Origin of the sequence: Nostoc sp. (genome assembly GCF_036917775.1) — a bacterium.
Classification (GTDB): domain Bacteria; phylum Cyanobacteriota; class Cyanobacteriia; order Cyanobacteriales; family Nostocaceae; genus Nostoc.
The window spans coordinates 60,443-84,882 of record NZ_JBALEQ010000015.1; the positions used below are offsets into that span (position 1 = coordinate 60,443).

At 41.0% G+C, this 24,440-nt stretch carries 20 protein-coding genes and 1 pseudogene; 14 read left to right on the top strand and 7 right to left on the bottom strand.

Going from position 1 to position 24,440, the window contains the following annotated elements:
* Window positions 1–11: 11 nt before the first annotated feature.
* Both V7K69_RS01875 and V7K69_RS01880 read right to left on the bottom strand, forming a co-directional pair.
* Window positions 12–389: a hypothetical protein gene (locus V7K69_RS01875; protein ID WP_335030882.1), complete on the bottom strand. Its 378-nt coding sequence runs from the start codon at window positions 387–389 to the stop codon at window positions 12–14.
* A 517-nt stretch (window positions 390–906) separates the two neighbouring features.
* The gene (locus tag V7K69_RS01880; protein ID WP_335030884.1) at window positions 907–1,968 is read right to left on the bottom strand and encodes an NAD(P)/FAD-dependent oxidoreductase; all 1,062 of its coding nucleotides are present in this window, start codon (window positions 1,966–1,968) and stop codon (window positions 907–909) included.
* Window positions 1,969–2,316: 348 nt separating this feature from the next.
* Here V7K69_RS01880 and V7K69_RS01885 point away from each other — a divergent pair, with 348 nt between their 5' ends.
* The 6 genes from V7K69_RS01885 to V7K69_RS01910 all read left to right on the top strand — a co-directional run bounded on the left by V7K69_RS01885 (window position 2,317) and on the right by V7K69_RS01910 (window position 9,966).
* Window positions 2,317–3,159 carry a hypothetical protein gene (locus V7K69_RS01885; protein WP_335030886.1) on the top strand — a complete coding sequence of 281 codons (843 nt, stop codon included), beginning with the start codon at window positions 2,317–2,319 and terminating at the stop codon, window positions 3,157–3,159.
* A complete protein-coding gene (locus tag V7K69_RS01890) occupies window positions 3,141–4,550 on the top strand; it encodes an O-antigen ligase family protein (RefSeq protein ID WP_335030888.1) in 1,410 nt (469 codons plus the stop codon). Before V7K69_RS01885 ends, V7K69_RS01890 begins: the two co-directional genes overlap by 19 nt.
* A 644-nt stretch (window positions 4,551–5,194) precedes the next feature.
* A complete protein-coding gene (locus V7K69_RS01895) occupies window positions 5,195–5,716 on the top strand; it encodes a Ycf51 family protein (protein WP_335030890.1) in 522 nt (173 codons plus the stop codon).
* A gap of 651 nt (window positions 5,717–6,367) precedes the next feature.
* On the top strand, window positions 6,368–7,558 hold the full coding sequence (locus V7K69_RS01900) for an iron-containing alcohol dehydrogenase family protein (RefSeq protein ID WP_335030891.1): 1,191 nt from the start codon (window positions 6,368–6,370) through the stop codon (window positions 7,556–7,558).
* Complete coding sequence (locus tag V7K69_RS01905; RefSeq protein ID WP_190934498.1) at window positions 7,555–8,766, top strand: aspartate aminotransferase; 1,212 nt, start codon at window positions 7,555–7,557, stop codon at window positions 8,764–8,766. The genes V7K69_RS01900 and V7K69_RS01905 overlap by 4 nt, the downstream gene beginning before the upstream one ends.
* Window positions 8,767–9,414: 648 nt before the next feature.
* On the top strand, window positions 9,415–9,966 hold the full coding sequence (locus tag V7K69_RS01910) for a hypothetical protein (protein WP_335030894.1): 552 nt from the start codon (window positions 9,415–9,417) through the stop codon (window positions 9,964–9,966).
* Window positions 9,967–10,232: 266 nt separating this feature from the next.
* Here the strand turns inward: V7K69_RS01910 and V7K69_RS01915 are convergent, their stop codons facing one another.
* On the bottom strand, window positions 10,233–13,961 hold the full coding sequence (locus tag V7K69_RS01915; protein ID WP_335030896.1) for a PAS domain S-box protein: 3,729 nt from the start codon (window positions 13,959–13,961) through the stop codon (window positions 10,233–10,235).
* A 1-nt stretch (window position 13,962) separates the two neighbouring features.
* Window positions 13,963–14,217: a helix-turn-helix domain-containing protein gene (locus V7K69_RS01920; protein WP_335030898.1), complete on the bottom strand. Its 255-nt coding sequence runs from the start codon at window positions 14,215–14,217 to the stop codon at window positions 13,963–13,965.
* 658 nt (window positions 14,218–14,875) lie between these two features.
* Between V7K69_RS01920 and V7K69_RS01925 the strand changes: the two genes are divergently transcribed.
* Window positions 14,876–15,895 carry a 1-acyl-sn-glycerol-3-phosphate acyltransferase gene (locus V7K69_RS01925; protein WP_335030900.1) on the top strand — a complete coding sequence of 340 codons (1,020 nt, stop codon included), beginning with the start codon at window positions 14,876–14,878 and terminating at the stop codon, window positions 15,893–15,895.
* Between the two features lie 61 nt (window positions 15,896–15,956).
* Here V7K69_RS01925 and V7K69_RS01930 read toward each other — a convergent pair whose 3' ends face one another.
* The gene (locus V7K69_RS01930; RefSeq protein WP_335030902.1) at window positions 15,957–16,418 is read right to left on the bottom strand and encodes a GNAT family N-acetyltransferase; all 462 of its coding nucleotides are present in this window, start codon (window positions 16,416–16,418) and stop codon (window positions 15,957–15,959) included.
* A 267-nt stretch (window positions 16,419–16,685) separates the two neighbouring features.
* Between V7K69_RS01930 and V7K69_RS01935 the strand changes: the two genes are divergently transcribed.
* From V7K69_RS01935 to V7K69_RS01965, 7 genes are all read left to right on the top strand, one after another.
* Window positions 16,686–17,192: a hypothetical protein gene (locus V7K69_RS01935; RefSeq protein ID WP_335030904.1), complete on the top strand. Its 507-nt coding sequence runs from the start codon at window positions 16,686–16,688 to the stop codon at window positions 17,190–17,192.
* Between the two features lie 226 nt (window positions 17,193–17,418).
* Window positions 17,419–17,745, top strand: a complete 327-nt coding sequence (locus V7K69_RS01940; RefSeq protein ID WP_335030906.1) for a DUF6464 family protein — start codon at window positions 17,419–17,421, stop codon at window positions 17,743–17,745.
* Window positions 17,746–17,971: 226 nt separating this feature from the next.
* Window positions 17,972–19,219: an ABC transporter substrate-binding protein gene (locus tag V7K69_RS01945; RefSeq protein WP_335030908.1), complete on the top strand. Its 1,248-nt coding sequence runs from the start codon at window positions 17,972–17,974 to the stop codon at window positions 19,217–19,219.
* 7 nt (window positions 19,220–19,226) lie between these two features.
* Window positions 19,227–20,177, top strand: a complete 951-nt coding sequence (locus tag V7K69_RS01950) for a branched-chain amino acid ABC transporter permease (RefSeq protein WP_335030910.1) — start codon at window positions 19,227–19,229, stop codon at window positions 20,175–20,177.
* A 13-nt stretch (window positions 20,178–20,190) separates the two neighbouring features.
* Window positions 20,191–20,793, top strand: a complete 603-nt coding sequence (locus V7K69_RS01955; RefSeq protein ID WP_335030911.1) for a Uma2 family endonuclease — start codon at window positions 20,191–20,193, stop codon at window positions 20,791–20,793.
* Window positions 20,794–20,808: 15 nt separating this feature from the next.
* Complete coding sequence (locus V7K69_RS01960; RefSeq protein WP_335030913.1) at window positions 20,809–21,771, top strand: branched-chain amino acid ABC transporter permease; 963 nt, start codon at window positions 20,809–20,811, stop codon at window positions 21,769–21,771.
* A gap of 31 nt (window positions 21,772–21,802) precedes the next feature.
* Window positions 21,803–22,573: an ABC transporter ATP-binding protein gene (locus tag V7K69_RS01965; RefSeq protein ID WP_335030915.1), complete on the top strand. Its 771-nt coding sequence runs from the start codon at window positions 21,803–21,805 to the stop codon at window positions 22,571–22,573.
* 117 nt (window positions 22,574–22,690) lie between these two features.
* On the opposite strand, the pseudogene V7K69_RS01970 reads toward V7K69_RS01965, so the two are convergent.
* Both V7K69_RS01970 and V7K69_RS01975 read right to left on the bottom strand, forming a co-directional pair.
* Window positions 22,691–23,053 (bottom strand): annotated as a pseudogene (locus tag V7K69_RS01970) (transposase); the annotation flags it as partial.
* A gap of 338 nt (window positions 23,054–23,391) precedes the next feature.
* On the bottom strand, window positions 23,392–24,231 hold the full coding sequence (locus tag V7K69_RS01975) for an Rpn family recombination-promoting nuclease/putative transposase (RefSeq protein ID WP_335031017.1): 840 nt from the start codon (window positions 24,229–24,231) through the stop codon (window positions 23,392–23,394).
* Window positions 24,232–24,440 lie beyond the last annotated feature (209 nt).

Genomic DNA, 24,440 nt, shown 5'->3' on the forward strand with positions numbered 1-24,440 from the left:
ACTGCGAACTATTAACCAAACCAGTGAGAGGCTTCACAAGCTGGCTGAACTGTTTCACAAACACAATCGTTAATCCAATCTGACTTTTCTTGAACGATTAAACAAATTCCTTGGTGAATCAAATTCTGTAGGTGGAGTTGCTGCTCTAAGGGTTTACGAGGCAATTTGTAATAGGCCAAGTTTCCTTGTTCAGCCTCCGCTAGGGAAATATGTCCCTCAGACATAGCGCCGTCAAAAGAGGGAAGGCGGGTGAGGACGAAAGCAATTAGCTCTTGGCGTAAGTCAGGAATCGCAAAAGCTTTTTGATATGGATGGTATGGATATGTATCCAAAACGCTTTCAATCTCTCCTACTACTGATTGCTGTGTTAAATTAACTACCGTTTTCATAATTTTTAAACTCCTTTTTTAATTCCAGTCAATGATTGGTGGAGAAAACAAATTTTTTAGATGAAAATCAGTTAAAAGTAATTCAACTGATAGATGCAATAAACCCTGTAACTAGCCTTTTATCTTGGTTTAATATCAAACATTTGGCTTTGCTTATTTTAGTTAAAGTTTATACTGATTCACAGCATTACTTATTAAAACAGCATCCAATATGCTGGTAGGTGAGCGACATTTTATATTTATAATCCTAATTATTTCAAATTTCTGACACAAATGCAGAAATCTACATAAAACGCAGCACCCAGGCTAGGGGATCAAAGTTAACGGCAACAAAAATCTTGAATTATGAACAAGTTTTTAATGAAGTAAGCTTTGTTGGTAAATTACATCACATTTTGCGTTTGCTAAAAAATTTGCTGTTTCATCTAAAAAACTTATTTGTTGCACATTAATTTAGTAAGTCAGATAAATAGCGACTCACTAGAGCGCAAAATCAGTCTAGCCACTGATGAAATGATCAGACAAAAACGTTGAAAAAGTTCACATTGTCTAAAGGTAGATGACCCAGCTGATGATTAATTTCATCTGCCGCCGCTAATCCAGAAAGCATCGCACCTTCGGCAAGATTGCCGCCACACCAATCACCACAGCAAACTAAAGGTAAAGGAGTTTCGGCAGACAAAAAAGCCTCGTGCCAAGGACGGCTAGGAAAGGCATAACGCCAACGATGTACCTGCATCCATTCGGGAGTGTTCAGCCAAGGAAGGGACAATTCAGCTGCTCGTTGCAACATTAGCTTTCCAGCAGGTTCTAAATCCTGAGATTCTAGATGGCGTTGGGCGAAATCAGCGCTACTTTGTACCACAAAATGTGGTTGTTGAGGGTTAGGACGCTTGCTACTGTCTAAACCAATCCATGCTAAATCAGCATCATCTACAAAAGTTAGAGCTTTCCACTGAGGGAGTGGTTGGGATGTGAGAGGATATCCAGCGATCGCACTAATGGAAGGATAAAATTCTACAGAACGCAAGTTATCAAGAAAAGCTGTATCTAATACACCTTCACTCAAAGATTCCAACAGCATCACCGCTTGGGGTGCAGGAATGGCGACAACTACAGCTTTTGCAGTTAATTCTTCGTTGCTAGATTCAAGAGTGATCCGCCAACTCTTTTCGGAAGTTGGGGTAATAGCAATCACACGTTGATTCAGTAATATTTCTAACCCTGGAGCGAGGGATTTAGCGATCGCACTCATTCCCGCAGGTGCAACATATCGCGGACTGCGGTTTTTCGGTTCAGATAAAGGAGCGCCTGCTGTGAGTTCGTAAACCTCCTCTGTCCAGACTTCGAGGATATGGCGCGATCGCAATATCTCCACAAAACGTCTAAATAATTCACCCTTTGGCTTCAGGTAACAAGCCCCATGATCCGCCCAAGTTCCATGCAAGCGGCGTGTAGCCAATCTTCCACCCAAACCACGGGACTTGTCCACCACTAGCACAGAATATCCAGCTTGACTTAATTGCTGGGCGCAGACTAAACCGGCCATTCCGGCACCAATCACTGCAATATCAGTCATGAGTCCATAGTCCTTTGTTATTTGTCCTTAGTCATTATTTATCAAAAAAGGCAGAGGGCAGAAGGCAGAAGGCAGGAGGCAGAAGGAATACTGTTTTCTGCTCTCTGCCCGTGACCAAACTGAACTTGGGTTTAAGACCCCCACCAAATTTTCAATTTGGTGGTCTCAATTTAGGAGGGGTCTCCCCAAGACCGCACTTTGTAAGAGACCCCTCCTAAATTGAACCTTCTGCCCTCTGCCTCCTGCCTCCTGCCTTCTTCAACAAATGACCAAGGACGAATAACAAAGGACAAAATAGCTAATAGTAGAATAAGGTACAGAAAGCTGCACGGAAGGGAGGAAGGGAAATTGGATGAAATGAGGGCGGCGCTAGAGTTAGCGACCGAAGAAGAATTGCAAGATTTAACGGCAATTTTATTTAGTCGTAAGTTCAATCCCCTAGACTATGTACACACACCCGAACCCATCGAAGTGCAAAGCCAAGACCGTAAAGCTTGGTTAGATTCACTAGAGGGACGCTTTCGCTTTTTAGCGGCAGATGGAATGACAGTATTACGGGGACGCACAGGCCAGGTAACTTACCGACAAGCCTTAGTTCAAGTATGTAAGTATCTAAAAATTCCCTATTCTCATCAGCTGCCAACTATTGATTTAGAAGCAGAAGTATTTTTACATCTGCTAGGACAGGTGTGGAAAAAATTACCTGAACAGGAAAAGCAAAAATTGACTCTCAGAGTGCAGCGTCACCTTATGCAATCAGAACTAAAAGAACCGTTACCACTTTTATTGCAGCCTGACCCCTTGGGGTTGCTTTTCAAAGGCGGTAGTGCGATCGCGGTTACTTCACTTCTCCAGCCACTTGTACTTAAGCAAATTGCCCGTCAATTTGCCATCCACTTTGCTACATACCAAGTAGCTAAACAAGCGGCAATTACAGGCACAGAAGCTGCTGCAACGCAATTTCAAAGCTATGTAGCTATGCAAATGGCGCAACGGGGTATGACAGTGAGTGCTGCTCGTTATGGGGCAGCCCGCACCATGTTTGCCGTGATTGGGCCAATGATGTGGACTTGGTTTTTTGCAGATTTAGGGTGGAGAGCGATCGCCACTAACTATGGTCGGATCATTCCTACTATTTTCGCCTTAGCTCAAATTCGCCTCACTCGTGAGGAATGTTGGGAGCCAGCTTGAACAAGGTTTCTAATTATTTCAAGTCTCGCTGGCGATCTTCTTGGAACTACTCTCTATGGGCATTGTTAATCTTCCCATTGAGTCCATTTTTGGGGGCTGTGACTATTGGTTTTGTCTCATTAATAACTTGGCTGAAACAATCCCGAAAAATTAATCGTCGCCCCCTCAACTGGGGATTTGCCCTTTTGAGTCTGTTGCTAATCGTAAGTGCTGGATTTGCCGATGACAAAACAGCAGCTTTCCTTGGCTTATTTAATTTGTTACCATTCTTTTTACTTTTCGTTGCCCATAGCGCTTTAATTCAAACATTTGTCCAATTGCGCCAAATGTCTTGGGTTTTTGTGATCGGTTCCATACCAGTGGTAGTTCTTGGTTTGGGACAGTTATTTTTAGGCTGGAGTTTGAAATTAGAGATTTTGTGGGTTGTGTTGAATTGGACGATCGCACCAGGAGGAAATCCGCCGGGTCGCATAGCCTCATTTTTCTTGCACGCTAACACCTTTGCCGCTTATCTAACAATAGTTTTCATCCTTAGCTTAGGGTTGTGGCTAGAACAATGGGCATGGGGCATGGGGCATTGGGGATGGGGCATAGAGAAGAAACAAAGGAGAGACTTATTCAATAATTCTCCCTCATCCCCCACTTCCCATTCCCCACTTCCCACTCCCCACTCCCCATTCCCCTTTATCTTCTTAACCGTTGCGGTGATTACAAATTTCATTACCTTGATTTTCACTAACTCACGCAATGGCTGGACGATCGCTATTTTTGCCTGTTTAGCTTATGCACTCTACCTAGGCTGGCGCATTCTTGTGGGTGGTGTCGCTGCGATCGTCTCTAGCGTACTTTTGGCAGCTTTTGCTCCCTCGCCAGTCGCTCAAATTTTTCGCCGGATAGTTCCTGCCTTCTTTTGGGCAAGGTTAAATGACGATATGTATCCAGATCGACCAGTCGCTTTAATGCGAAAAACTCAATGGGAGTTTGCCTGGTCTTTAGCCAAGGAACATCCTTGGACTGGTTGGGGATTACGCAGTTTTAGTGGACTCTACAAAGCGCAGACGCAGATTCCCTTAGGTCATCCCCATAACTTGTTTTTGATGTTATCTGCTGAAACTGGTTTTCCTAGTACTTTTTTATTTTGTGCCTTACTTGGTTGGATTTTGATTACAGGTATCCAATTACTACGCAAGCCAAAATATATAAAAACAGAAGATAGATTGATATATTTTAGTTATCTTCTGGCCTTTGTGGGATGGGTTCTATTGAATACAGTAGATGTAACCCTCTTCGATTTCCGTTTGAATGTAATTTCATGGTTAGTTTTAGCTGCCATTTGTGGCGTATTACATCGTTATAACGAACAAGACAGGTTTACATCTGGTTCAAATTAGTTAGGAAATGATCAACAGCAACCTACAATACCATCAGTTAATTTTCAGTGTATGCACTGGGGGCATTGAGAGTTTGAAGTTAATAAGATTACTATATTCACGTCTGTGAGTGTGACTAATACCTAATTAGTCACTGTTGCTGATTGTTGGGAAGGTGTAGGGACAACCCTTTGGGTTTTTCCTGCATGACGGGCATCTCTTGTAGATGCCCTTTTGTATTTTTATAATTATTGATATTCTTTTAGGACTAGCCCGTTTTAAATATCGTTTTGAGTCTTGAAAGATAAACCAAACGGTAAATGCTTATTCTTTACATTTATTTTTAATCAAGGTTGCGCTCAACAGTAATTTAGATGTGACTAATCTGTTTTCAAACCCTATTAGACATCTCCAAAAAAGAATGTAGAGACGTAGCATTGCTACGTCTCTACAAAGTTTCTGGGTAACGCATATTTAATTTCTGGAGATGTCTATTGCATTACTACCAATATAAATAAGGTTAATGAGGTTTTTTATGTATTATAAAAATCAATGACAAACAAGTTTCTCTAACCGAAGTGAATTACAGCAACCCCTATGGTGTAAGCTCTCGGTAAAATGGGTATGTCGGTGACGAAAAAAAAGACGCATCCATAACCTACCTTATGCTCACAACAGCTAACTTTCTTCAGTACACCCAATGGTCAGGTATCGCTACCTTGGCATTCGCTGCCTTAACAGTTTTGGCTTTTATTCTCAAATGGGGCATCCGCTTTCGGTTGGTGGGTACGACTGGCTTTATGCTGGTGCTGACAGGTGGTTTATTTGCACTGTCGATAGTCCCCTTGAGTCGGGCTGTGATTCCAGGAGCAACTAAGTACACTCTAGTTTATGACAATGGCTCAACACAAGCGGTTATTACTACATCGCCCAAAATTACACCTACGCAATTAGAAGCAACTTTACGTCAAGCAGCTAGTAATCTATTTTCTTATGGTCGTTCTGGTACACGAGAAGACGACAAGTTGACAGTTCGCGCCCGCGTGATTATCCACCCGGAAACAGGGGTTTCTGTACCAGTTTACTTAGGTGAGGCCAAGCGATCGCTAGTTTCTCATCAAAATTCACCAGTCACAGTGGAAATTTACACAGACAAGTTCGCCCAATTGCCAAAATCTAACGTTTAAGGGAATGGGGAAAGAGGCAGGGGGCAGGGGGCAGGGGGCAGGGGACAAGAGGTGAGAACTTGAAACAAGTCTTTCCCCTTGTCCCAATTCCCAATTCCCAATCCAATGCTTGTTATCAGAATGACATAATTTATTTTGTATTTACAGATACATTAATAGTTATGATTAGATTAAGATATTCACACTTTCGTGATTATACTGTGGAAAAAGATCGATCAGCCTACGGGTAATGGATACTGACAGTTGTGATTTGTGGGTTGTTATTCTAATTCCCACTATTGACATTTTTACAATTTTTTGCATCTAAATGCAACGCTGTGGGAGTGGACATCTATCTGTAACCCTTATGCAGCTATCCATTGCTGAAATGACCATCGACAGACGATTCAGTTCTCAATCACTTTTCTTGAGAATCTGAGAGTGGTAATGTTAGTTAATCATACGGTTATTCAAAACTTTGATAGTTCGGAATTTCAGGCTAATGGACATCACAGATTCAAGCAACGTCGTTAAATGGCTTAACCAGTTAGCGATTAGATCGGTTAAAACCTAGTTGACTCAGATGCAAGTTTGTTACCAGATGGCAACAAGTATCTTTAGTTGCAAGTCTATTAGATTAAGAAATATCAAGGTTTTGGCAAACTAGATTATATGTCTAATCAACTTTCTACTCAACCTTCTTTGTCTACTCAAACCTCTAGTTCATTATTTACGCTCACAGTTGCCCCGGCAAAAGTCATCCGTGGTTCTGGGGTATTGCAAGCAGCCGCAGCAGAGATTGCCTGTTTGGGAAGTCGTCCCTTAGTTGTGGCAGGTGATTCTACTCTCGCCATCAGCCGAAAGAATTTGCAACCAGTTTTAGAAACGCAACAGTTACATCCTGTCCAAGCTTCATACAGTCCAGATTGCTGCGAAGCTAGCCTGAAATCTTTACAGAAGAAGGCAAAAGAACATAAAGCTGATGTGATTATTGGTTTTGGTGGCGGCAAAGCCTTAGATACAGCGAAATTACTCGCGCAGCAATTACAGTTGCCAGTGGTGACAATTCCGACATCAGGGGCTACCTGTGCCGCTTGGAGTGCCTTGTCGAATGTCTATTCGGAAAATGGGGCATTTCTTTACGATGTCGGGTTGTCTCGTTGTCCCGATTTACTAATACTCGATTATGACTTGATTCAAACTGCACCACAACGGACATTAGTAGCTGGAATTGGTGATGCGATCGCTAAATGGTATGAAGCCTCTGTTAGCAGTGGGCATTTGCAAGACACCTTAATTATTGCTGCGGTGCAACAAGCAAGAGTTTTGCGAGATATCCTCTTGCAAAAGTCAGCCGCCGCCTTGAAGGAACCAGGTAGTGAAGTTTGGCGAGAAGTCGTAGACGCAAGTGTTTTATTAGCTGGGGTAGTTGGAGGACTTGGAGGGGCGCAGTGTCGCACAGTTGCTGCCCATGCCGTGCATAATGGTTTAACTCATATTTCAGGACATGGCAGTATTCATGGCGAAAAAGTCGCTTTTGGAATTTTGGTGCAACTGCGTTTAGAAGAAATGCTACAAGGCAATCAACTAGCAGCATCAGCACGACAACAGTTGTTAAAGTTCTATACAGAAATTGGACTACCCCAAAAATTAAGTGATTTGGGATTGGGCAATATTACATTAGGGGAGTTACAAACAGCCGCCGAAATTGCTCTAGTTCCTAATTCTGACATCCATCGACTACCGTTTAAAGTAGCGCCAGAACAGTTGATGGCAGCAATGGTTTCCACCACTGCACCTATAGATAGTAAAGACATGAATCGAGTTTCGCCCAAGGGAATCACTGACGAGGTTGAAGAATGAGTTTAAATTGGATTGTCCCAGCAGAACGCATACAAAAACTACCACCTTATGTATTTGCCCGTTTAGATGAACTAAAAGCGAAAGCACGGGAACAAGGGTTAGATTTAATTGACTTGGGTATGGGAAACCCCGATGGTGCAACACCAGCACCAGTTGTAGAAGCGGCGATCGCAGCCTTGAAAGATCCTGCCAATCACGGTTATCCGCCCTTTGAAGGTACTGCTAGTTTTCGTCGGGCGATCACTAATTGGTATCATCGCCGTTATGGTGTGGTTTTAGATCCTGATAGCGAAGCCTTGCCACTGCTAGGTTCTAAAGAAGGATTAACCCATTTAGCGATCGCCTACGTTAACCCTGGTGATTTAGTTTTGGTTCCTTCCCCAGCTTATCCCGCCCATTTTCGCGGCCCGGCGATCGCAGGCGGCAAAATCCACAGTTTGATTCTCAAACCCGAAAATGACTGGTTAATCGATTTAGCTGCCATTCCTGACGAGGTTGCCAGACAAGCTAAAATTCTCTATTTCAACTATCCCAGCAATCCCACTGCTGCCACAGCCCCCCGCGAATTCTTTGAAGAAATCGTCGCCTTTGCCCGCAAATATGAAATTTTGCTGGTGCATGATTTATGTTACGCCGAGTTAGCTTTTGATGGTTATCAACCCACTAGCTTGCTAGAAATTCCCGGCGCGAAAGATATCGGTGTAGAATTCCACACCTTATCTAAAACCTATAATATGGCTGGTTGGCGCGTTGGTTTTGTGGTGGGGAACCGCCATGTAATTCAAGGTTTGCGGACACTAAAAACTAACTTGGATTACGGTATTTTTTCTGCCTTGCAAAAAGCAGCCGAAACCGCCTTGCAATTGCCAGATGTCTATTTGCACGAAGTACAACAACGCTACCGTACCCGCCGTGATTTCCTGATTGACGGCTTAGGAGAGTTGGGTTGGGATATCCCCAGAACCAAGGCGACAATGTATCTTTGGGTGAAGTGTCCCGTTGGTATGGGTTCCACTGATTTTGCCTTGAACGTGTTGCAACAAACTGGTGTTGTTCTGACTCCAGGTAATGCCTTTGGGGTTGCGGGTGAGGGTTATGTAAGGATCAGTTTGATTGCCGACTGCGATCGCTTGGGTGAGGCTTTACATCGCTTCAAGCAAGCGGGTATCCGCTATCAACCGGAAGCTGTAGTCTCTGCCTCACAATGAAAATAGCATAACCTTATTCAAAATCTAATTCATGCAACCCTACCCTGCTAAGATGCTTATTTAATTGCTGCGGGCTTTTATCCCCTTTGCAATAAATAATCGTCGCGTAATTTAATCTATGCGTCCCTGCTGCCATTAGCGGCAAGTGTAAATAAGCAGGATGGTTTCGACTTTCCAACATTTGGCGTACAGTTGGGCCAAGCAAGTACGCAAAGTAAAAGCCTCAAGTAATTAAAGTTATTACTGAGGCATTTAAAAATAAATACAATTTAATTATACCCATGAAGTTGATTGACTCTTTAGGGTATATTCACGGCGCACACTTCAACCCAGCAGTGATATTAGTATTTTGAACGAGTGGTTTTTCCCAAAAGGGCGAATATTACCGTATATTTTGGCGCAGTTAGTAAGTGAGTGCGATCGCAGCTTGGGCACCCCGCTACGCTAAGGTTTACCTACAGAGGACTTCTGGCTTAACTGAAAGATATTGATGTGTATTTGCTGTGCCGAAAAAGCTTTGAGCCAACTAATCAAGTAAGTATAAATCAAGTCGAGAATTATCCGGGTCGACAGATGACACTAGTGTAATTACTAAATACAGAGCGTTAAAGAAGTTACAACACTATTTGATTTAGTATAAACAATTTTATGTTGTCTGATTTAGATTTAGTTCGAGAGTTCGTATGCAGCTCTATCCAGAAAAAAGATATTTTATTGGCAAATCGTTCCTTAACAGCACAAACAATTTATAATACTAACCGTCTGGAAAAAAAGGCTGAAGGCATAATTGCCACTGCCCAACTAAATACCACACAAACGGAATTCTTGATTTTGTCTAATTCATCCCATTGGGAATTACTGAATCAGACTTTGCCAGAATATAATTATCTCCTTAGAGGAAACATAGATAGTCGTGGCTTCTATCACTATCAATACTGCCAAATCCCTGAAGACTATAGCTTGCAATGTACTAAATCTGTCCTTTTATGGCGAGCTTGGTGGAAATATCGCAAGAATACTTTACAACGAGGAATTACATCAGATCTTTTAATCCAGACAAGAGATTCATGGTATCCAATCCTAGATTTAACCATTAGTAAGGGACTGCTGTATGTAAAAACTTTAGGAAGTGAGATAGAAATTCATGCAGATGACCTAGTAATTTGGTTAAGCAAAATTGAAGCAAATTCTCAAAATTAGTCATTAGTCAAAAACTTCACCCCTACCTACTGGTCTATCGCATTAATTTTGCTGGGTGAACTCATTCTTTATTTCTCTTCCTTTGTGTACTTCGCGTCTTCGCGGTTCGTTTTTTTAACCCTCATAACTAATGCGATGAACCACTACTAGTGGTCTATAGCATTAGTTATGAGTGGTGAATACACTTGTAGTGAGGACTTTAGTCCTCAAATATTCAAGCACTAAAGTGCTTACTACAAACCTAGTAAAATTAATGAGACAGACTACTACCCCTCATAAATTAGATTAGCGATCGCTCGAACTAATTTAGCTGGCTCTACAGGTTTGGTGATATGCTGCCCAAATCCGGCAGCGATTGCCTGTTGGTAGTCAGCCTCACCAGCATAAGCTGTAAGAGCGATCGCGGGAATTGTCCCTCCTTGTTCTGCTGACATCGCTCTGATTTGGCGCATCAACATATAACCGTCTATTTCGGGCATTCCAATGTCGCTTAACAGCAAATTTGGTTGGAACTGAGGCATAGTTTGTAATGCTTCCATAGCCGATGCTGCTTGATTTACCACCGCGCCAGATTGCTCCAAAATGAAAGCAATTAACTCTCGCGTATCACGCTCATCATCCACAAGCAGAACTTTAACCCCATTTAGATTGGGTAAATCATCAGGCTGTATACGAATCTGGTGGCTATCTGGGTGAATCTTAATCGTTGGTAGCATGACTGTAAAAGTTGCTCCCTGTTCTTCACCTAAACTTTCTGCCTTAACTGTGCCTCCATGTAGCTCGACGATGTGACGAACAATAGCTAATCCTAATCCTAAGCCCCCAAATTTTCTGGTAGTTGCACCATCAGCTTGTCGGAAATAGTCAAATACGAATGGTAAAAAATCTGGGCTAATTCCCTTACCTGTATCACTGACTCGAAGTTGAACCTGAGAACCAACAGACTGTAAACTAATTTCTACCTCTCCACCTTGAGGCGTAAACTTAATCGCATTGGAAAGTAAATTCCAGATAACTTGCTGCAAGCGACCAGAATCACCAGTTACTAGGAATTTTGCATCGCACCTTTGAGGTGCTGGAAGCGCAACTTGGATTTGGGATTGGAGATTATCAGATTGGTTGTTAAAATCGATAGATTCTAAATTTCTGTGAGAATTTTCTAATCCAAAATCTAAAATCGTAAATTGCAAATTGATAGATTTGGCTTGGGCGGCTAGACGCACAGTTTCTATTGCAGATGCGATCGCAGTTTCCAGATTTACATGAGTAATATTCAAACTCAGTTTACCTTGTAAAATGCGAGAGACATCCAGTAAATCTTCAATTAGTTGAGTCTGAAGTTTGGCATTGCGCTCAATGGTTTCGAGAGCGCGAGTGGTGGTTGCTTCATCATACTTTTTAGTTTGCAGTAACTTTGACCATCCCAAAATCGGGTTTAGCGGCGTGCGAAGTTCGTGGGAAAGAACCGCCAAAAATTCATCTTTAATCCGGTTCGCTTGGATCAATTCTTCTTTGCGTCGCTGTAACGAAGTCATTAACTCCGCACGTTCCAAAGCAACTGCTATCTGATCTGAGGTTGCTTGTAGTAGATCAATCTCCCCAGAGGTAAAGTGGGTACGGGTGCGACTAGCAAAGGAGAGGACACCAAGCAGCTTTCCCTGAGCAATTAACGGTTGACCTGCATAAGCTGTAATTTCTAAAGATTGGAGGATGTGGGCATTTGGATGAATAGAGTTCAGCACATCATTGACGACAATTTGACGGCGTTCTTGCGCTATTAGTCCGCACATCCCTTGATTCAATTCCAGGTATTCAATTGCTTGAAATACTTCATCAGTAATACCATTCCAAGCTACTAACCGAAGTTTTTGCTTATTTTCGTGCGTCTCAATTAGATAGTGGAAGTAAAAATGCAAATCCATTTGCGCCGAGAGTTTACTAAACAAACTGTTCATTAAATCCAACGGACGCTCGGTTGAAAGCAAATCACTGGTGGTTTCAGAGAGCAGTTTGAGCCTTTTACTGCGCTCTTGCAAAGCAAGTTCCGCAAGCTGGCGTTCACGAAGGATGCGTTCGCGTTCGGTGATGTCAACTGCAACCCCTCCTACTAGACGTTGCCCTGTCGCATTTGCAATGGGAAATTTATATACCAAAAATTCCCCTAGAGTGCCATCTGTGCGTGGGGCAGACTCAATAGTTTCAACAACCTGATTCGTCTGGGCAACTATTCTAATGTTATCAAGTAAGGGTTGAGCGATTTGGGCTGGATATAGGTCAAAAATATTTTTATTAATCGCTTTTTTGGTTGCTACATCGAATATGCTCAGGTAAGTTGGACTGAGGTAAAGTATACGCCCGTCTGCATTCGTAATCCATGCTGCGGCGGGAATATTGTCCATAAAAGCTTGAAATTGCTCTTGACTCTGACTCAACGCTTTTTTAGCTTGTTTGAGGTCACTAATATCAAGAATAAATGCAACTGATTTCTGCCCAGATTCTCCTAAAAGGGAGTAGCCAACGACAACTGGGACAATAGAACCATCTTTGCGAATACATTCTCTCTCATAAGGTGTACAGGTTCCCTTTACTGTTGCCTCGGCAATAGCCAGTTCATCTAAATATTGATACTCAGGAAGCGTAATATCACTCCAGCGTAGTCTGCCTGCCTGGATATCTGCTTGGGTATAGCCTACAATTCTTAAGAACTCGTCGTTGGCTTCAGTGATACTACCATTCACATCACCAAAGATAATGCCAACTATATTTGCTTTGACAAAACTTCTGAGTCGTTCTTCACTTTCTTGGACTGCTTTCTCGGCTTGCTTGCGTAAGTGAAGCTCGTCGTAGACATCGCTAATATCTGTAGTGCTGCCAATAATGCGTACTGGTTTTCCATCAGCATCCCGTTGCACCACTATTCCTTGATCTAGTACATAGATGTACTGGTTATCTTGGTTGCGAATGCGATACTCAGCAGTATAGCGATCGCTATTTGCCAAAGCGATCGCCGCCTCCTCTTCTACACGCTGCAAATCCTCTGGATGCACAAGTTCACGCCACCAACTACCTGTTGGTTCTGCAATATCGAGAGAATAGCCCAAAATTCTGGTTAAACCATCGGTTCTGTCAACAGTATCCTGTTCTATATTCCAGTCATAAATAAGACAATTTACCGCCGATGCTGCTAACTGAAAACGTTCGTTAGCTAACCTCAGACGTTCTTCCTTCTCCCGCAAGATGTGTTCAGTTTGTTTGCGTTCGCTCAAATCAACAACAAAGCCAATGACAGTTTCTTCTGTTTCTTGTACAAGGACAGAACCGAGCAAAACGCAAACTCTTGTACCATCTTTGCAGATATATTCTTTCTCAAAGGGTTTACAGACTCCGGTTGTTCTCAGTTCTTCCACTGAACGCTCACTCAATAGAAGATACTCAGGTGGGGTAATTTCACGCCAGTTCATTTGGTTAGCAGACAAATCTTCTCGCGTATAGCCGACCATTTTTAGAAAAGCATCATTTGCTTCTATAATCGAACCGTTCTTAATATCAGTAACAATCATTCCAATAATGTTGGATTCTGCGAGTCTGCTAAACCGCATTTCGCTATTTTGCAACAATTTCAGGCTTGTCTCGGCCTTGCGTCTGGCAGTTCGCAACTCTGAAGAGAGGGCGGTAATTAAGAAGGATACGAGTGAGAATGTGGTTAATTGTACTAAAACGTTTAGGCTGAGAAAATCGAACGAGTAGACTGGCTCCAGCAAAAAATATAGCGCAGTTGTAACAGATAATGCGATCGCTAATACTCCAAGTCTCATGCCGCCGTACCAGGCACTGACTGCCACAGCTGCATAAAATAATGTAAATACGCTCGGATCAAAAACTGGTAGCAATAGTTGTGTCAGCAGCAGCGCCGCTATGACTGCCAAAATCATCACGCCATAAGTTAGTAACCAAGAGCGCATCATCAAAAATTTTTCGGATACTTTCAACATCATCTTAAGAGTCCTCCCATCGCTTCGCTTTGGGGAGATACTCGTTCAGTAATCTTTTGCCTGGTTCGCCCATCTTTTGTAACATTTCTTCAATCAGCTTTAGTGCCATCTGTGAAGGCACTGTAGATCCGTTCTCCCAGCGATTGACTGTTCGCAGGGAAACTCCCAACTTGGCTGCAAATTTTTCCTGAGAAAGATCCAGTTGCTGCCGAAGTTCACGGATTAAATCTGAAATTTTTAGTGGCTTTTTTAGTTCCATAATAGGAAGATTAGGACAAGTGTCTTGCCATCTGGCTCCAACTTGAGGAAGAATTTAAATAATCATTAGTTGTTATCAACTTCATCTTTTGGCGAAACACGAATGTTATTTATTAGTCTTCATTACTTGTTATTCACTGATTGAACTCCTCTGCCACAGTTCTGATGAATGCTCACTGTTGTAAGGTTGTGCGATCAAACAAGCTAACTATAAAATAAATATTAAATTTTATTGCTGTGTAATGCCACAATAGTATAATTTTCAAGCAATTTGATGATTTTCAAGCATTAGGCATTCCTGCAAATTTATAGAACGTTAAATTGCTATGCTTCATACACAACTTAGTTTTTTACATCATAAATATTCTATTGAGCAATATTCTATTGAGCGCAATCAGAGAATAAAGAAACTAAACGCATTAGCACAACGTCTCGCAGAGGGAAGACAGTTATAAAGGGTTTGTGCCTTAGTTCCGTGAATTTTTGAAAAATTGGGATGCTCCCAACGTAATCACTGCTTGCTTATTCCAACAGGATAATTTCTCCAAACCTTTTGTCAGTAGTGTTTCAGATATCCTCAACCTTAGTCAGATACTAATGGCAAAACTATAAAGCTATAATGCAATTTTAATCAAATGTTTGCCTGAACTTTAACCGTTTTGATTAATCAACACTCCCAAAACGTCCTCGATACTCAACTGGAGAATGCACCAGGTGAAGGCTATATATTTAGCTGGTTTGATTGGTTTTGTCTTTGGTATCCTCCAGGCTGGCTAATTTTATTTAACCGCCATTGGCAGCACTATCATACCGACAGAGATGGTTGGAATTGGCCCGAATATGGATTATTTTTAATTCCTGGTGGATTTTATCTAGCGATGCTGATTCGCTGGTTGCGTCTTGGTTTCCGTTCACCCCGAGAAGAACTGGGTGAATTTGATCCCAAATATCAACAAGCTTTTCGCCAAGAAGTTCTCGGCCCCATCGTCAAATACTATTTTCGGGGAAAATTAAAACAAGTCGAAAACTTGCCGCAAACAGGGCCATTGATTGTGGCAATGAATCACGCAGGGATGAGTTTTCCTTGGGATTTTTTGACTTTGGGTTATTTATTAAGTGAAGCTAGAGGATGGGTGGTACAACCCGTAGCAAATCCAGTATTATTTGATCATCCTTGGGTTATTTGGTGGCTACCACCTAGATGGTCGCAGGTTTTGGGTGGTGTGCGAGCCGAATTAGATGATTTTGAGGCAGCTATGGCCCAAGATAAAATTATTTTATATGCACCCGAAGGTATCCGCGGCCCTCTGAAAGGCTGGAAAAGACGCTATCAACTAGAAAAATTTGATGTGAGTTTTGTTAAATTGAGCGATCGCTATCATATTCCCATTCTCCCAATAGTTTGCATCGGGAGTGAGTTTTTACATCCCTGGGCTGTTAATTTCCAGAAATTGCAACGACTAGTCAAATTACCATTTTTACCTGTATCGCCTTTGATGTTTGCCTTAATTCTGTTTCCTTCAATGGGGATTTGGGCAATGAGAACTCGCTTGCGTTACTATATTCAGCCTTTGGAACCAGCAGAATTATACAATTCAAATAAAGGGCAGACAGAAGCTTATCAGCAAGCACAACAATTACGAGAAAAATTGCAATTTAAAATTAATTCAGAGATTTGAAAAGAAATTTAATTCTATCAGTGGATTTAAGTCAATCTTGTATAAGTAATTTACTTAATTATTAAATTGATTTTTCCATAATAAAATTTATCAGCTTTTGCCCTCTCCGTTCCACCTCTTGCTGTTTCACGACAATAAAATTCTGGCTTGCAAAAAACGGTTTAGCTGTAATACTAGCTTCTGTAAATAACTTTTCAATTCCTAAAGCTTTTGCTTTGGATTCAAGCTGCTCTAGGATTTTTTTACCAATCCCTTTTCGTTGAAAATCTTTATGACAGTAAAAACGGTCAATATGTCCATTAGCCTCTAATTCCCCAAAACCGATAATTTTATCATTCTCCTCTGCTACATAAGTAAACTTACTTCCTAAACCTTTAATCCAAAGGTCGATATCCATATTTGCTGGTGCCCAAGCATCTACTTGTTCTTGTGTGTAATCATGAATATTCACTTCATGAATAGTATCGTAGAACAATTTCATAATTTCTTCGGTATCAGCTATTTGGTATATTCTTAATCTCATTTTGTCAAAAATTAAATATGAATTCTATAAAAATATTATCAGCGCTGGTCAGCCTTTTGCCCTTATACAGTAACATGACTTACGCAAACATATAGGTAGTATAAATAGCTTTTAGGCTCTAAGTGAATTACCCCTAAGCACGTGTAGTTTTGTATAAGTCCTAATCAGAATTTCTCAGATTAAATCTCGTATAAAAAATTTATAGTACAAATATACTAATTTACTGCTAAAATGCCTTAAAAGTCAGCTAGCCTTACTTGAGGTAGTATGAAACAAATCTTAGACACGCACAAAAAGCCCATTTTGCTGAAAGTCTCGCTGTTGCAGCCTACACCTGTAACTACTGCAATAGTGCCACTGCAACCCCAACAGGAAAAAATCATCAGTGAACGGGAGCGTTTGATAACACAAGTAGAGCGTATCAATCAGATGGCGGGAGAGTTGGAAGCAGCGATATTGGAGTTGAAAGCGATCGCTAACACACTGAATAGTCAAAAACGTTACCCACTCTTGAAGAAGGAGCTAGGTAAACAAATTTGTCAGTATTTCGCAATTAGTGTCCCTTGGGTGAAACGAAAACCCGACGAATCATTTATTTTGACGACGCGAAAAGTTGATTTATTCCGAGCCGAAAGGGAAGCTGCACTGCTAGCACAGCAACTTCGTCAGCAAACCAAAAAAAGATTAGCATCGCAGCGACACAGAAAAAACAAGAATGGGGCGGAGACTGACACAAGACACTTTTGTAAAAAGGTATTAGTCAACAAATCTTAAAATTATCAACATTCAACGGCAGTTCACGCCTGGGGTTGTAACAGTTATGCTGATTGAAGTGGCAGAAGGAACTTCTTCGTTAAAATTGCTAAATACTACACTGCCATTGCTAATCGCCACCAACTATGGTTGCAATTAGGCAAAACTGCCCTAATATTTGCACTTCCGTAAACCAGAGTGCAACATCAGGGACAATCAATCAGCGCACAGAAGAGGTAAAAAGAAGGTGTTAAAGACACTTTTAGTAATTGCCGTTGGTTTTTTACCGTCCCTGATTTCTCTGTGGGCGATCCGCAAAACCCATGAGCGATCGCGCCTACGGATGAGGCAAGCAGCCATGAATTTTTCAGTAGTGCAGGGACGGCAAAACCTTAGACCGATTGAAAGCGATCGCTATTATTTAGAAGGGGTAGGTTATCTAATTGGCGACATCAGCTGCAAATTTAATGCCCGCTCTGGTTATATGCGTTGTGCTGTCAATCCCGACGGCCCATGTAACGGTTGCCGTCACTACGAACCTAAAGGATTACCTGGTAGCGAAAAAGGGGTTTAAAAGTGCTTACTTAGGATTCAACTAAACTGATGCGGAATGATAAAATCATTACTAATTATAATAATTTGTATTTAGCAGCACTTTGAATATTTGTCTTTGCATGGTGAAATAAGAATGATTTAATAGAATTCGTGCAAAAGTATAAATCTGCGTCATTTGGTTTGCAGATTATCAAGATTACTATGAGCTTTTGCCGAATATCTAATAACTACATGATTATTTAACGATGAACAACGCGATCGCTCAGACAACAGCATTATTATCAACTTGCGCTTTGCTACTAACAGGCTGTGGTGGTGGCGGTAGCTCTGTGACAACTACTCCAAATAGCACTCCGAATAACACTACTACTAACACTGCCCAGACAACGACTACATCGGGTGCGATTCCCATCGGTATTGCCTTAGCACAAACCAGTAATGTAGCATTACTCGGTCAAGAGGGATTTGTGGGAGCCAGAATTGCCGAGAAGTATTTCAATAGTAAAGGTGGTATTAATGGCACTCCGATTAAATTAATAGCCCAAGATACAAGCGGTGATGAAGCTGGAGCAATTAACGCTTTTCAAACTTTAATTAACAAGGATAAAGTTGTCGGTATTGTTGGCCCTACTTTGTCACAACAAGCTTTTAGTGCTGATCCCATTGCCGAACGTGCGAAAGTTCCAGTTATTGGAGCATCAAATACCGCAAACGGAATTCCCGAAATTGGCGATTATGTAGCTCGTGTATCTGCCCCCGTTTCTATAGTTGCCCCTAATTCCGTGAAAGCTGCACTCAAGCAGAATCCTCAAATTAAAAAAGTGGCAGTTTTTTACGCCCAAAATGACGCATTTAATAAATCAGAAACAGAGATTTTTCAAAAAGCAGTTAAAGAACAAGGGCTAGAAGTAGTAACAGTTCAAAAGTTCCAAACTACTGATACAGACTTTCAAGCCCAAGCTACCAATGCAATTAACTTAAAACCAGATTTAGTAATTATTTCGGGGCTAGCTGCTGATGGTGGTAACTTAGTGCGGCAACTGCGAGAACTGGGTTATAAAGGCATAATTATTGGTGGTAATGGTCTAAATACACCCAATGTTTTATCAGTCTGTAAAGCCCTTTGCGATGGTGTATTGATTGCTCAAGCTTATAGTCCTGAATATCCTGGTGAGATTAATAAAGTATTTCGCCAAACCTATATTGATCAATATAAGAAAGAACCAGCCCAATTTACAGGTCAATCTTTTGCGGCGGTGCAGGTGTATGTTGAAGCTCTGAAAGAGTTGGATAAAAAAACCAAAATCAGCACATTACCTCTTGATAAACTGCGGACAGAATTGAACAAGCAAATACTAGCTGGGAAGTATGATACTCCTTTAGGTGAGATTGCTTTTACACCAGTAGGTGATGTGATTCAAAAAGAATTTTACGTCGCCCAAATTAAGATGGATAAAGATGGAAATACTGGAAAATTTGTATTTATAAAATAGTTGCAACATGGATATCACTCTATTTCTGCAACAATTTTTGAACGGATTATCTATTGGTAGTATCTATGCAATTTTTGCATTGGGATATACCTTAGTTTATTCAATTTTGGGCATCATTAATTTAGCTCATGGCGCGATTTTTACCTTGGGTGCATATTTCACTTATGCACTCATGGGTGGTAACTTTGGATTTAATGGCTTGCTAGCTAATGCAGCCTTGCCAATAAAATTACCATTTGCTATAGCCTTGATTTTAGGAAGTACTTTAGCGGGACTGATTGGGGTAGTGATGGAACGGGTTGCTTTTCAACCTTTACGCCGTCAAGGATCTGATCCCTTGCTAACTGTTGTTTCCAGCTTGGGGGTAGCAGTGGTAATTGTGAACTTAATCCAGTATTTGGTAGGTGCAGAAAGTTACACATACCCCGCAGATACTTATGGGAATTTACCACCTTCGATTAATTTTGGTACTCCAGAAAAGGAAATTCCTATTCGCACCGTTCAGATAATAATTTTTGCTGTATCAGTTGCAATTGTGGCAATTATTACCTACTTTATCAATCGAACTAAGTATGGTAAAGCAATGCAGGCGATCGCAGAAGATCCGATTACAGCTAGTTTGTTAGGCATTAATAGCGATCGTTTTATCATCCTCACATTCTTCATCAGCAGTTTCTTAGCAGGATTAGCAGGAACCTTAGTCGCTTCTAGTGTTAGTATTGCTGGGCCATATTTCGGCATCGCCTTTGGGTTGCGGGGTTTAGCAGTAATAGTCTTAGGTGGTTTAGGTAGTATTCCCGGCGCAGTTTTAGGAGGATTACTCATTGGATTAGTTGAAGCTTTTGTGCCGGCAGAATATTCCGGTTACAAAGAAGCTGTAGCCTACGGAATATTATTTATCATGTTGTTAGTTAGACCCCAAGGCTTGCTAGGTCGTCGGTTTATTCAAAAAGTTTAAGAGACGCAGCGAGATGAAAACATACACCAAACAAAAATTAACTTTCGATGATTTTTTGGAACAGTGTCCAGAAGAAGGTTTATATGAACTTGTGGATGAAGAAATTGTAGAAGTGCGTGCAACTAGAAATCATGATGATGTCGCCAATTTTATTTTGTTTGGTTTAAATGATGAAATTAGACGACTAAACCTAAATTATGTAGTTAATAACACAGCAGTTTTTAGAACTGTAACTGCCAATGGAATCGAACAAGGACGCAAGCCTGATGTAAGTGTCATAGATAAAGATGTATGGCGCTCAAATCGTTCTGCTTATTCTGCACTTGAAGAACCCATCCAGCTAGCGATCGAAGTAACATCAACTAATTGGGAAGATGACTACATTGATAAATTAGATGAATATCAACGGTTAGGTATTACAGAATATTGGATTATAGATTATTTGGCAATTGGTTCAAGAGAGGATTTGGGAAATCCCAAAGTTCCGACTGTGTTTGTTTTTCTATTAGATGCTGAGGGTAAATATCAACGCACATATTTTAGAGGTTCCGAACGAATTGTGTCACGAACTTTTCCTGAACTGGCGTTAACAGCAGAGCAAATATTAACAGCTTAATCAAAATACTTTACAATGTCTGAATTTTTCTCTACTTATGAATCACCAATAGTCTACATGGTATTGGAGGCTTTATTAGGATTATCGCTTTATTTACCCCTAATGGCTGGACAATTATCTTTGGCTAGTCCTGGATTTTATGCTTTAGGTGGATATATTGCAGCGATTTTATCTACAAAAGTTTTTCCATCTAGTAATAATTTATTTCCCATTCCATTACTTTTATTAGAAATGTTGATTGCTGGTTTAATCTCCGGTATATTAGCTGTAATAGTGGGAATTCCGGCATTAAGGTTACGGGGAATTTATTTAGCGATCGCAACTATTGCTTTTGTAGAAGTATTGCGAGTTGTATCCTTAAATTTAGATATTACAGGCGGTGCTGTAGGAATTTTTAGTATTCCTCAACCTTTCCAAAGCCAAATTGAATATTTGTGGATTGCTGTACCATTACTGTTAGTTAGTATGGTATTGTTTTACCGTTTAGAACGCATTCGCACAGGTAGGGCATTCATTGCTATCCGCGAAGATGAATTAGCTGCCAGCGCAATGGGAATAAACCCCACATACTACAAAGTTTTAGCCTTTACTCTCGGAGCAATGCTTGCTGGAATTGTAGGTGTAATTAGCGCTCATTTTCTCAATACCTGGAATGCTCGACAAGGTACTTTTGATGCCAGTATTACCTATTTAACAATTGTGCTAATCGGTGGCTCTAGAACTTTTTTAGGTTCGGTGGTAGGTGCGATTGTATTAAAAGTTTTATTAGAAATTGTTTTACGAAGAATCGCCGATATAGCCGGATTACCCAATTGGTTATCCCAGTTTTTACGGGATGGTAGATTAATTATCTATGGTATATTAATAGTCTTAGGAACTATATTTTTTCCTCAAGGATTTGTAACTCCAGATATTTTGAAAAACTGTAAAAAGCTATTAATAAAATCAATTTCAAAGACATCCAAGCAGACAAGATAACAAATAACCAATGACCAATGACAAGTGACAAATGACAAATAACATTGTTTTAGAAGCCAAATCACTAACTCGCCGTTTTGGGGGTTTAGTGGCGGTGAATAATGTATCTTTTACAGTCAATCAACATGAGATTTTTGGATTAATTGGCCCCAACGGTGCTGGGAAAACAACACTGTTTAATTTGATTACAGCTTTTATTCCCCTTTCTAGTGGAGAGTTGCGCTATCAAGGTGCTAATATTTCCCAATTACGCCCCCATCAAATTGCAGGTTTAGGTATTGCTCGGACTTTTCAAAATATTCGCTTATTTGGTGAATTGTCAGCGCTAGAAAATGTAATAATTGCCCGACATTTAGATAATAAAAGTAATCTATTAACAGGAGTTTTGGGATTACCACCAGCGCGTCGGGAAGAGAAAAAAAGCAGGCGAAAAGCTTTACAATTATTAGAAATGGTGGGATTGAGCGATCGCGCTGAGGAAAAAGCCAAAAACTTCGCTTATGGCGATCAGCGTCGCCTGGAAATTGCCCGCGCTTTAGCCTTAGAACCGCAAATCTTACTTCTCGACGAACCTGCGGCGGGGATGAACCCCAACGAAAAGCAGCAGCTGAGTGAATTTATCCGTAGTCTGCGAGAACAGTTTAATTTGACAATTGTCCTGATTGAACACCATGTACCCTTGGTTATGGGTTTATGCGATCGCATTGCCGTGTTAGATTTTGGACAGTTGATTGCTTTGGGTGAACCATCTATCGTTAGAAACGATCCAGCTGTAATTGAAGCTTATTTGGGAAATGAATGATGACTAAGAGCTTGTCATGTAACAACCTTGCCTCTTTTGAGCTAGAAATGCTTTCTCAGTAAGCTTTCTAGATAATAAATTGTAAAAGTTGTTTCTTGACAGGCTCTAACTTGAGAATTACAAAATCTGTTGCAATTCCTCAATAGTATTTGCAGTGACAACATTTCGTAAAATTGTCTTCAAACGCTCCAAATCCTGAATCTGATTAATCTGTGGCATTAATTGTAAGCCGCGATCGCTAAATTTCAACTCTAAATTAATTTCAATCGCAGAAAGTATTCCTCGTAGTTCCCCGCTTGCTTTCCCACGTTCTTCCCCGCGTGCTTCCCCGCGTGCTTCCCCGCGTGCTTCCCCTTCGCGCAAAATTTCCTGATACCAAGGTGACTCACGTAATACAGACATATCCCACCTCATGATTTCTTGAACGAGCGTATTCTCTAAAACAAACGTAGCAAAAAAAGCTAGAACTGTTTCCAGTTGCTAAGTTCCTATATTGAATTTGGGCAGTCGTTTATTGAATTCGGGCAGTCGTTTATTGAATTCGGGCAATCGTTTATTGAATTCGGGCAATCGTTTATTGAATTTGGGCAGTCGTTTATTGAATTTGGGCAGTCATTTATTGAATTCGGGCAATCGTTTATTGAATTTGGGCAGTCGTTTATTGAATTTGGGCAGTCGTTTATTGAATTTGGGTAGCCACAAAGGGCTTACGCACCCTTAAAAGTGGTTTTCAGCAACTCTTTGATACTACCGTATTGTCTTCGTAGAGGAGTTGTACAAAAACCCACACTTACCGTTAATAGGAGTGTGTACACTATTTACGCAGATATAATTGTGAGAAATTCGTCTAAATAATTCACTGCGATCGCGCTATCCATTAAAATTTCTAATTGTTCTACATTTTTGCCCTCAAGCCTTACTTCTACCTCATGGGGAATTTCGCCAAAGCGTTGTTCCAATACTCGGATTAACTGTCGTCGCGCACCTTCTTGAATACCTTTTTGCTCAATCTCGTGATACCAAGGCGATTCTCGCAATATTGCCATATCCCACTTCATCATTTGTTGCACTAAAGGCGTTTCTAAAACAAAGCTAGCAAAAAATGCCAGCAATGATTCTAATTGGTTTAACTGTGCATCTGCTCGTAGCGCCTGCAATGCGCGTTCCACAACTGATACCTCTCCTCCCCCTTGCAGAATTGGCACAAAGGGTAGTAACGATGGTAGTGGTTGCTGAAACACTATTTCAGCATCGATTTCCCACAAATTAATCACGCGATAGTCTTGGATGGCACGTAATCCCAAAAATTCCTGTTCGTAACTATTGACAATAGTTAAGGTGGATGGAGGCGGCAAAATATTGATCAGTACTGGATAAGTTGGCAATCGGTAGCGTTCTTGTGCCAAGGCAGCATAAGCTCTCATCCGTAGAGGAATCTGTCTTGTGTAACTTAGTTGTAGTTCATTTAATACTAAAAAATCTCCGTGAGTAGGACTGTATGCCTTCACCAACACATCTGTTTCACGGCTAATCCACTGAAATTCAGAACCGAGAATTTCTTTCGCCACGACTTCAGGACGCTGTGTCACCCACTGTAACCAGGCATCGGGAGCTAAATTAATTAGTCGTTTGCTACTAATATCTACTGCTTTTGCCACAGGACGCTTGATATCTTTATCAGTAATTAATAGTACATCATAAAGATTGCAGTATTCTGGCATTGGTTTTTCAGGTCAAACAAAAGGATTTTTAACACACGGAGGTGGGTTTTGTATTTCGACTCCGCTCAACACAAGTCTGTGTAGCCGCGACTGGAAGTCGCCAAGGCTTTTCTGCATCGCACTGTTTTAATAAATGTATGATTAAT

What these genes read in the sequence shown, in the direction of transcription:
- V7K69_RS01960 (WP_335030913.1), top strand. Translation starts at nt 20,809, where the DNA reads ATGTCTGAATTTTTCTCTACTTATGAATCACCAATAGTCTACATGGTA.
- V7K69_RS01950 (WP_335030910.1), top strand. Translation starts at nt 19,227, where the DNA reads ATGGATATCACTCTATTTCTGCAACAATTTTTGAACGGATTATCTATT.
- V7K69_RS01895 (WP_335030890.1), top strand. Translation starts at nt 5,195, where the DNA reads ATGCTCACAACAGCTAACTTTCTTCAGTACACCCAATGGTCAGGTATC.
- V7K69_RS01890 (WP_335030888.1), top strand. Translation starts at nt 3,141, where the DNA reads ATGTTGGGAGCCAGCTTGAACAAGGTTTCTAATTATTTCAAGTCTCGC.
- V7K69_RS01905 (WP_190934498.1), top strand. Translation starts at nt 7,555, where the DNA reads ATGAGTTTAAATTGGATTGTCCCAGCAGAACGCATACAAAAACTACCA.
- V7K69_RS01920 (WP_335030898.1), bottom strand. Translation starts at nt 14,217, where the DNA reads ATGGAACTAAAAAAGCCACTAAAAATTTCAGATTTAATCCGTGAACTT.
- V7K69_RS01965 (WP_335030915.1), top strand. Translation starts at nt 21,803, where the DNA reads ATGACAAATAACATTGTTTTAGAAGCCAAATCACTAACTCGCCGTTTT.
- V7K69_RS01955 (WP_335030911.1), top strand. Translation starts at nt 20,191, where the DNA reads ATGAAAACATACACCAAACAAAAATTAACTTTCGATGATTTTTTGGAA.
- V7K69_RS01900 (WP_335030891.1), top strand. Translation starts at nt 6,368, where the DNA reads ATGTCTAATCAACTTTCTACTCAACCTTCTTTGTCTACTCAAACCTCT.
- V7K69_RS01880 (WP_335030884.1), bottom strand. Translation starts at nt 1,968, where the DNA reads ATGACTGATATTGCAGTGATTGGTGCCGGAATGGCCGGTTTAGTCTGC.
- V7K69_RS01875 (WP_335030882.1), bottom strand. Translation starts at nt 389, where the DNA reads ATGAAAACGGTAGTTAATTTAACACAGCAATCAGTAGTAGGAGAGATT.
- V7K69_RS01945 (WP_335030908.1), top strand. Translation starts at nt 17,972, where the DNA reads ATGAACAACGCGATCGCTCAGACAACAGCATTATTATCAACTTGCGCT.
- V7K69_RS01910 (WP_335030894.1), top strand. Translation starts at nt 9,415, where the DNA reads ATGTTGTCTGATTTAGATTTAGTTCGAGAGTTCGTATGCAGCTCTATC.
- V7K69_RS01915 (WP_335030896.1), bottom strand. Translation starts at nt 13,961, where the DNA reads ATGATGTTGAAAGTATCCGAAAAATTTTTGATGATGCGCTCTTGGTTA.
- V7K69_RS01935 (WP_335030904.1), top strand. Translation starts at nt 16,686, where the DNA reads ATGAAACAAATCTTAGACACGCACAAAAAGCCCATTTTGCTGAAAGTC.
- V7K69_RS01930 (WP_335030902.1), bottom strand. Translation starts at nt 16,418, where the DNA reads ATGAGATTAAGAATATACCAAATAGCTGATACCGAAGAAATTATGAAA.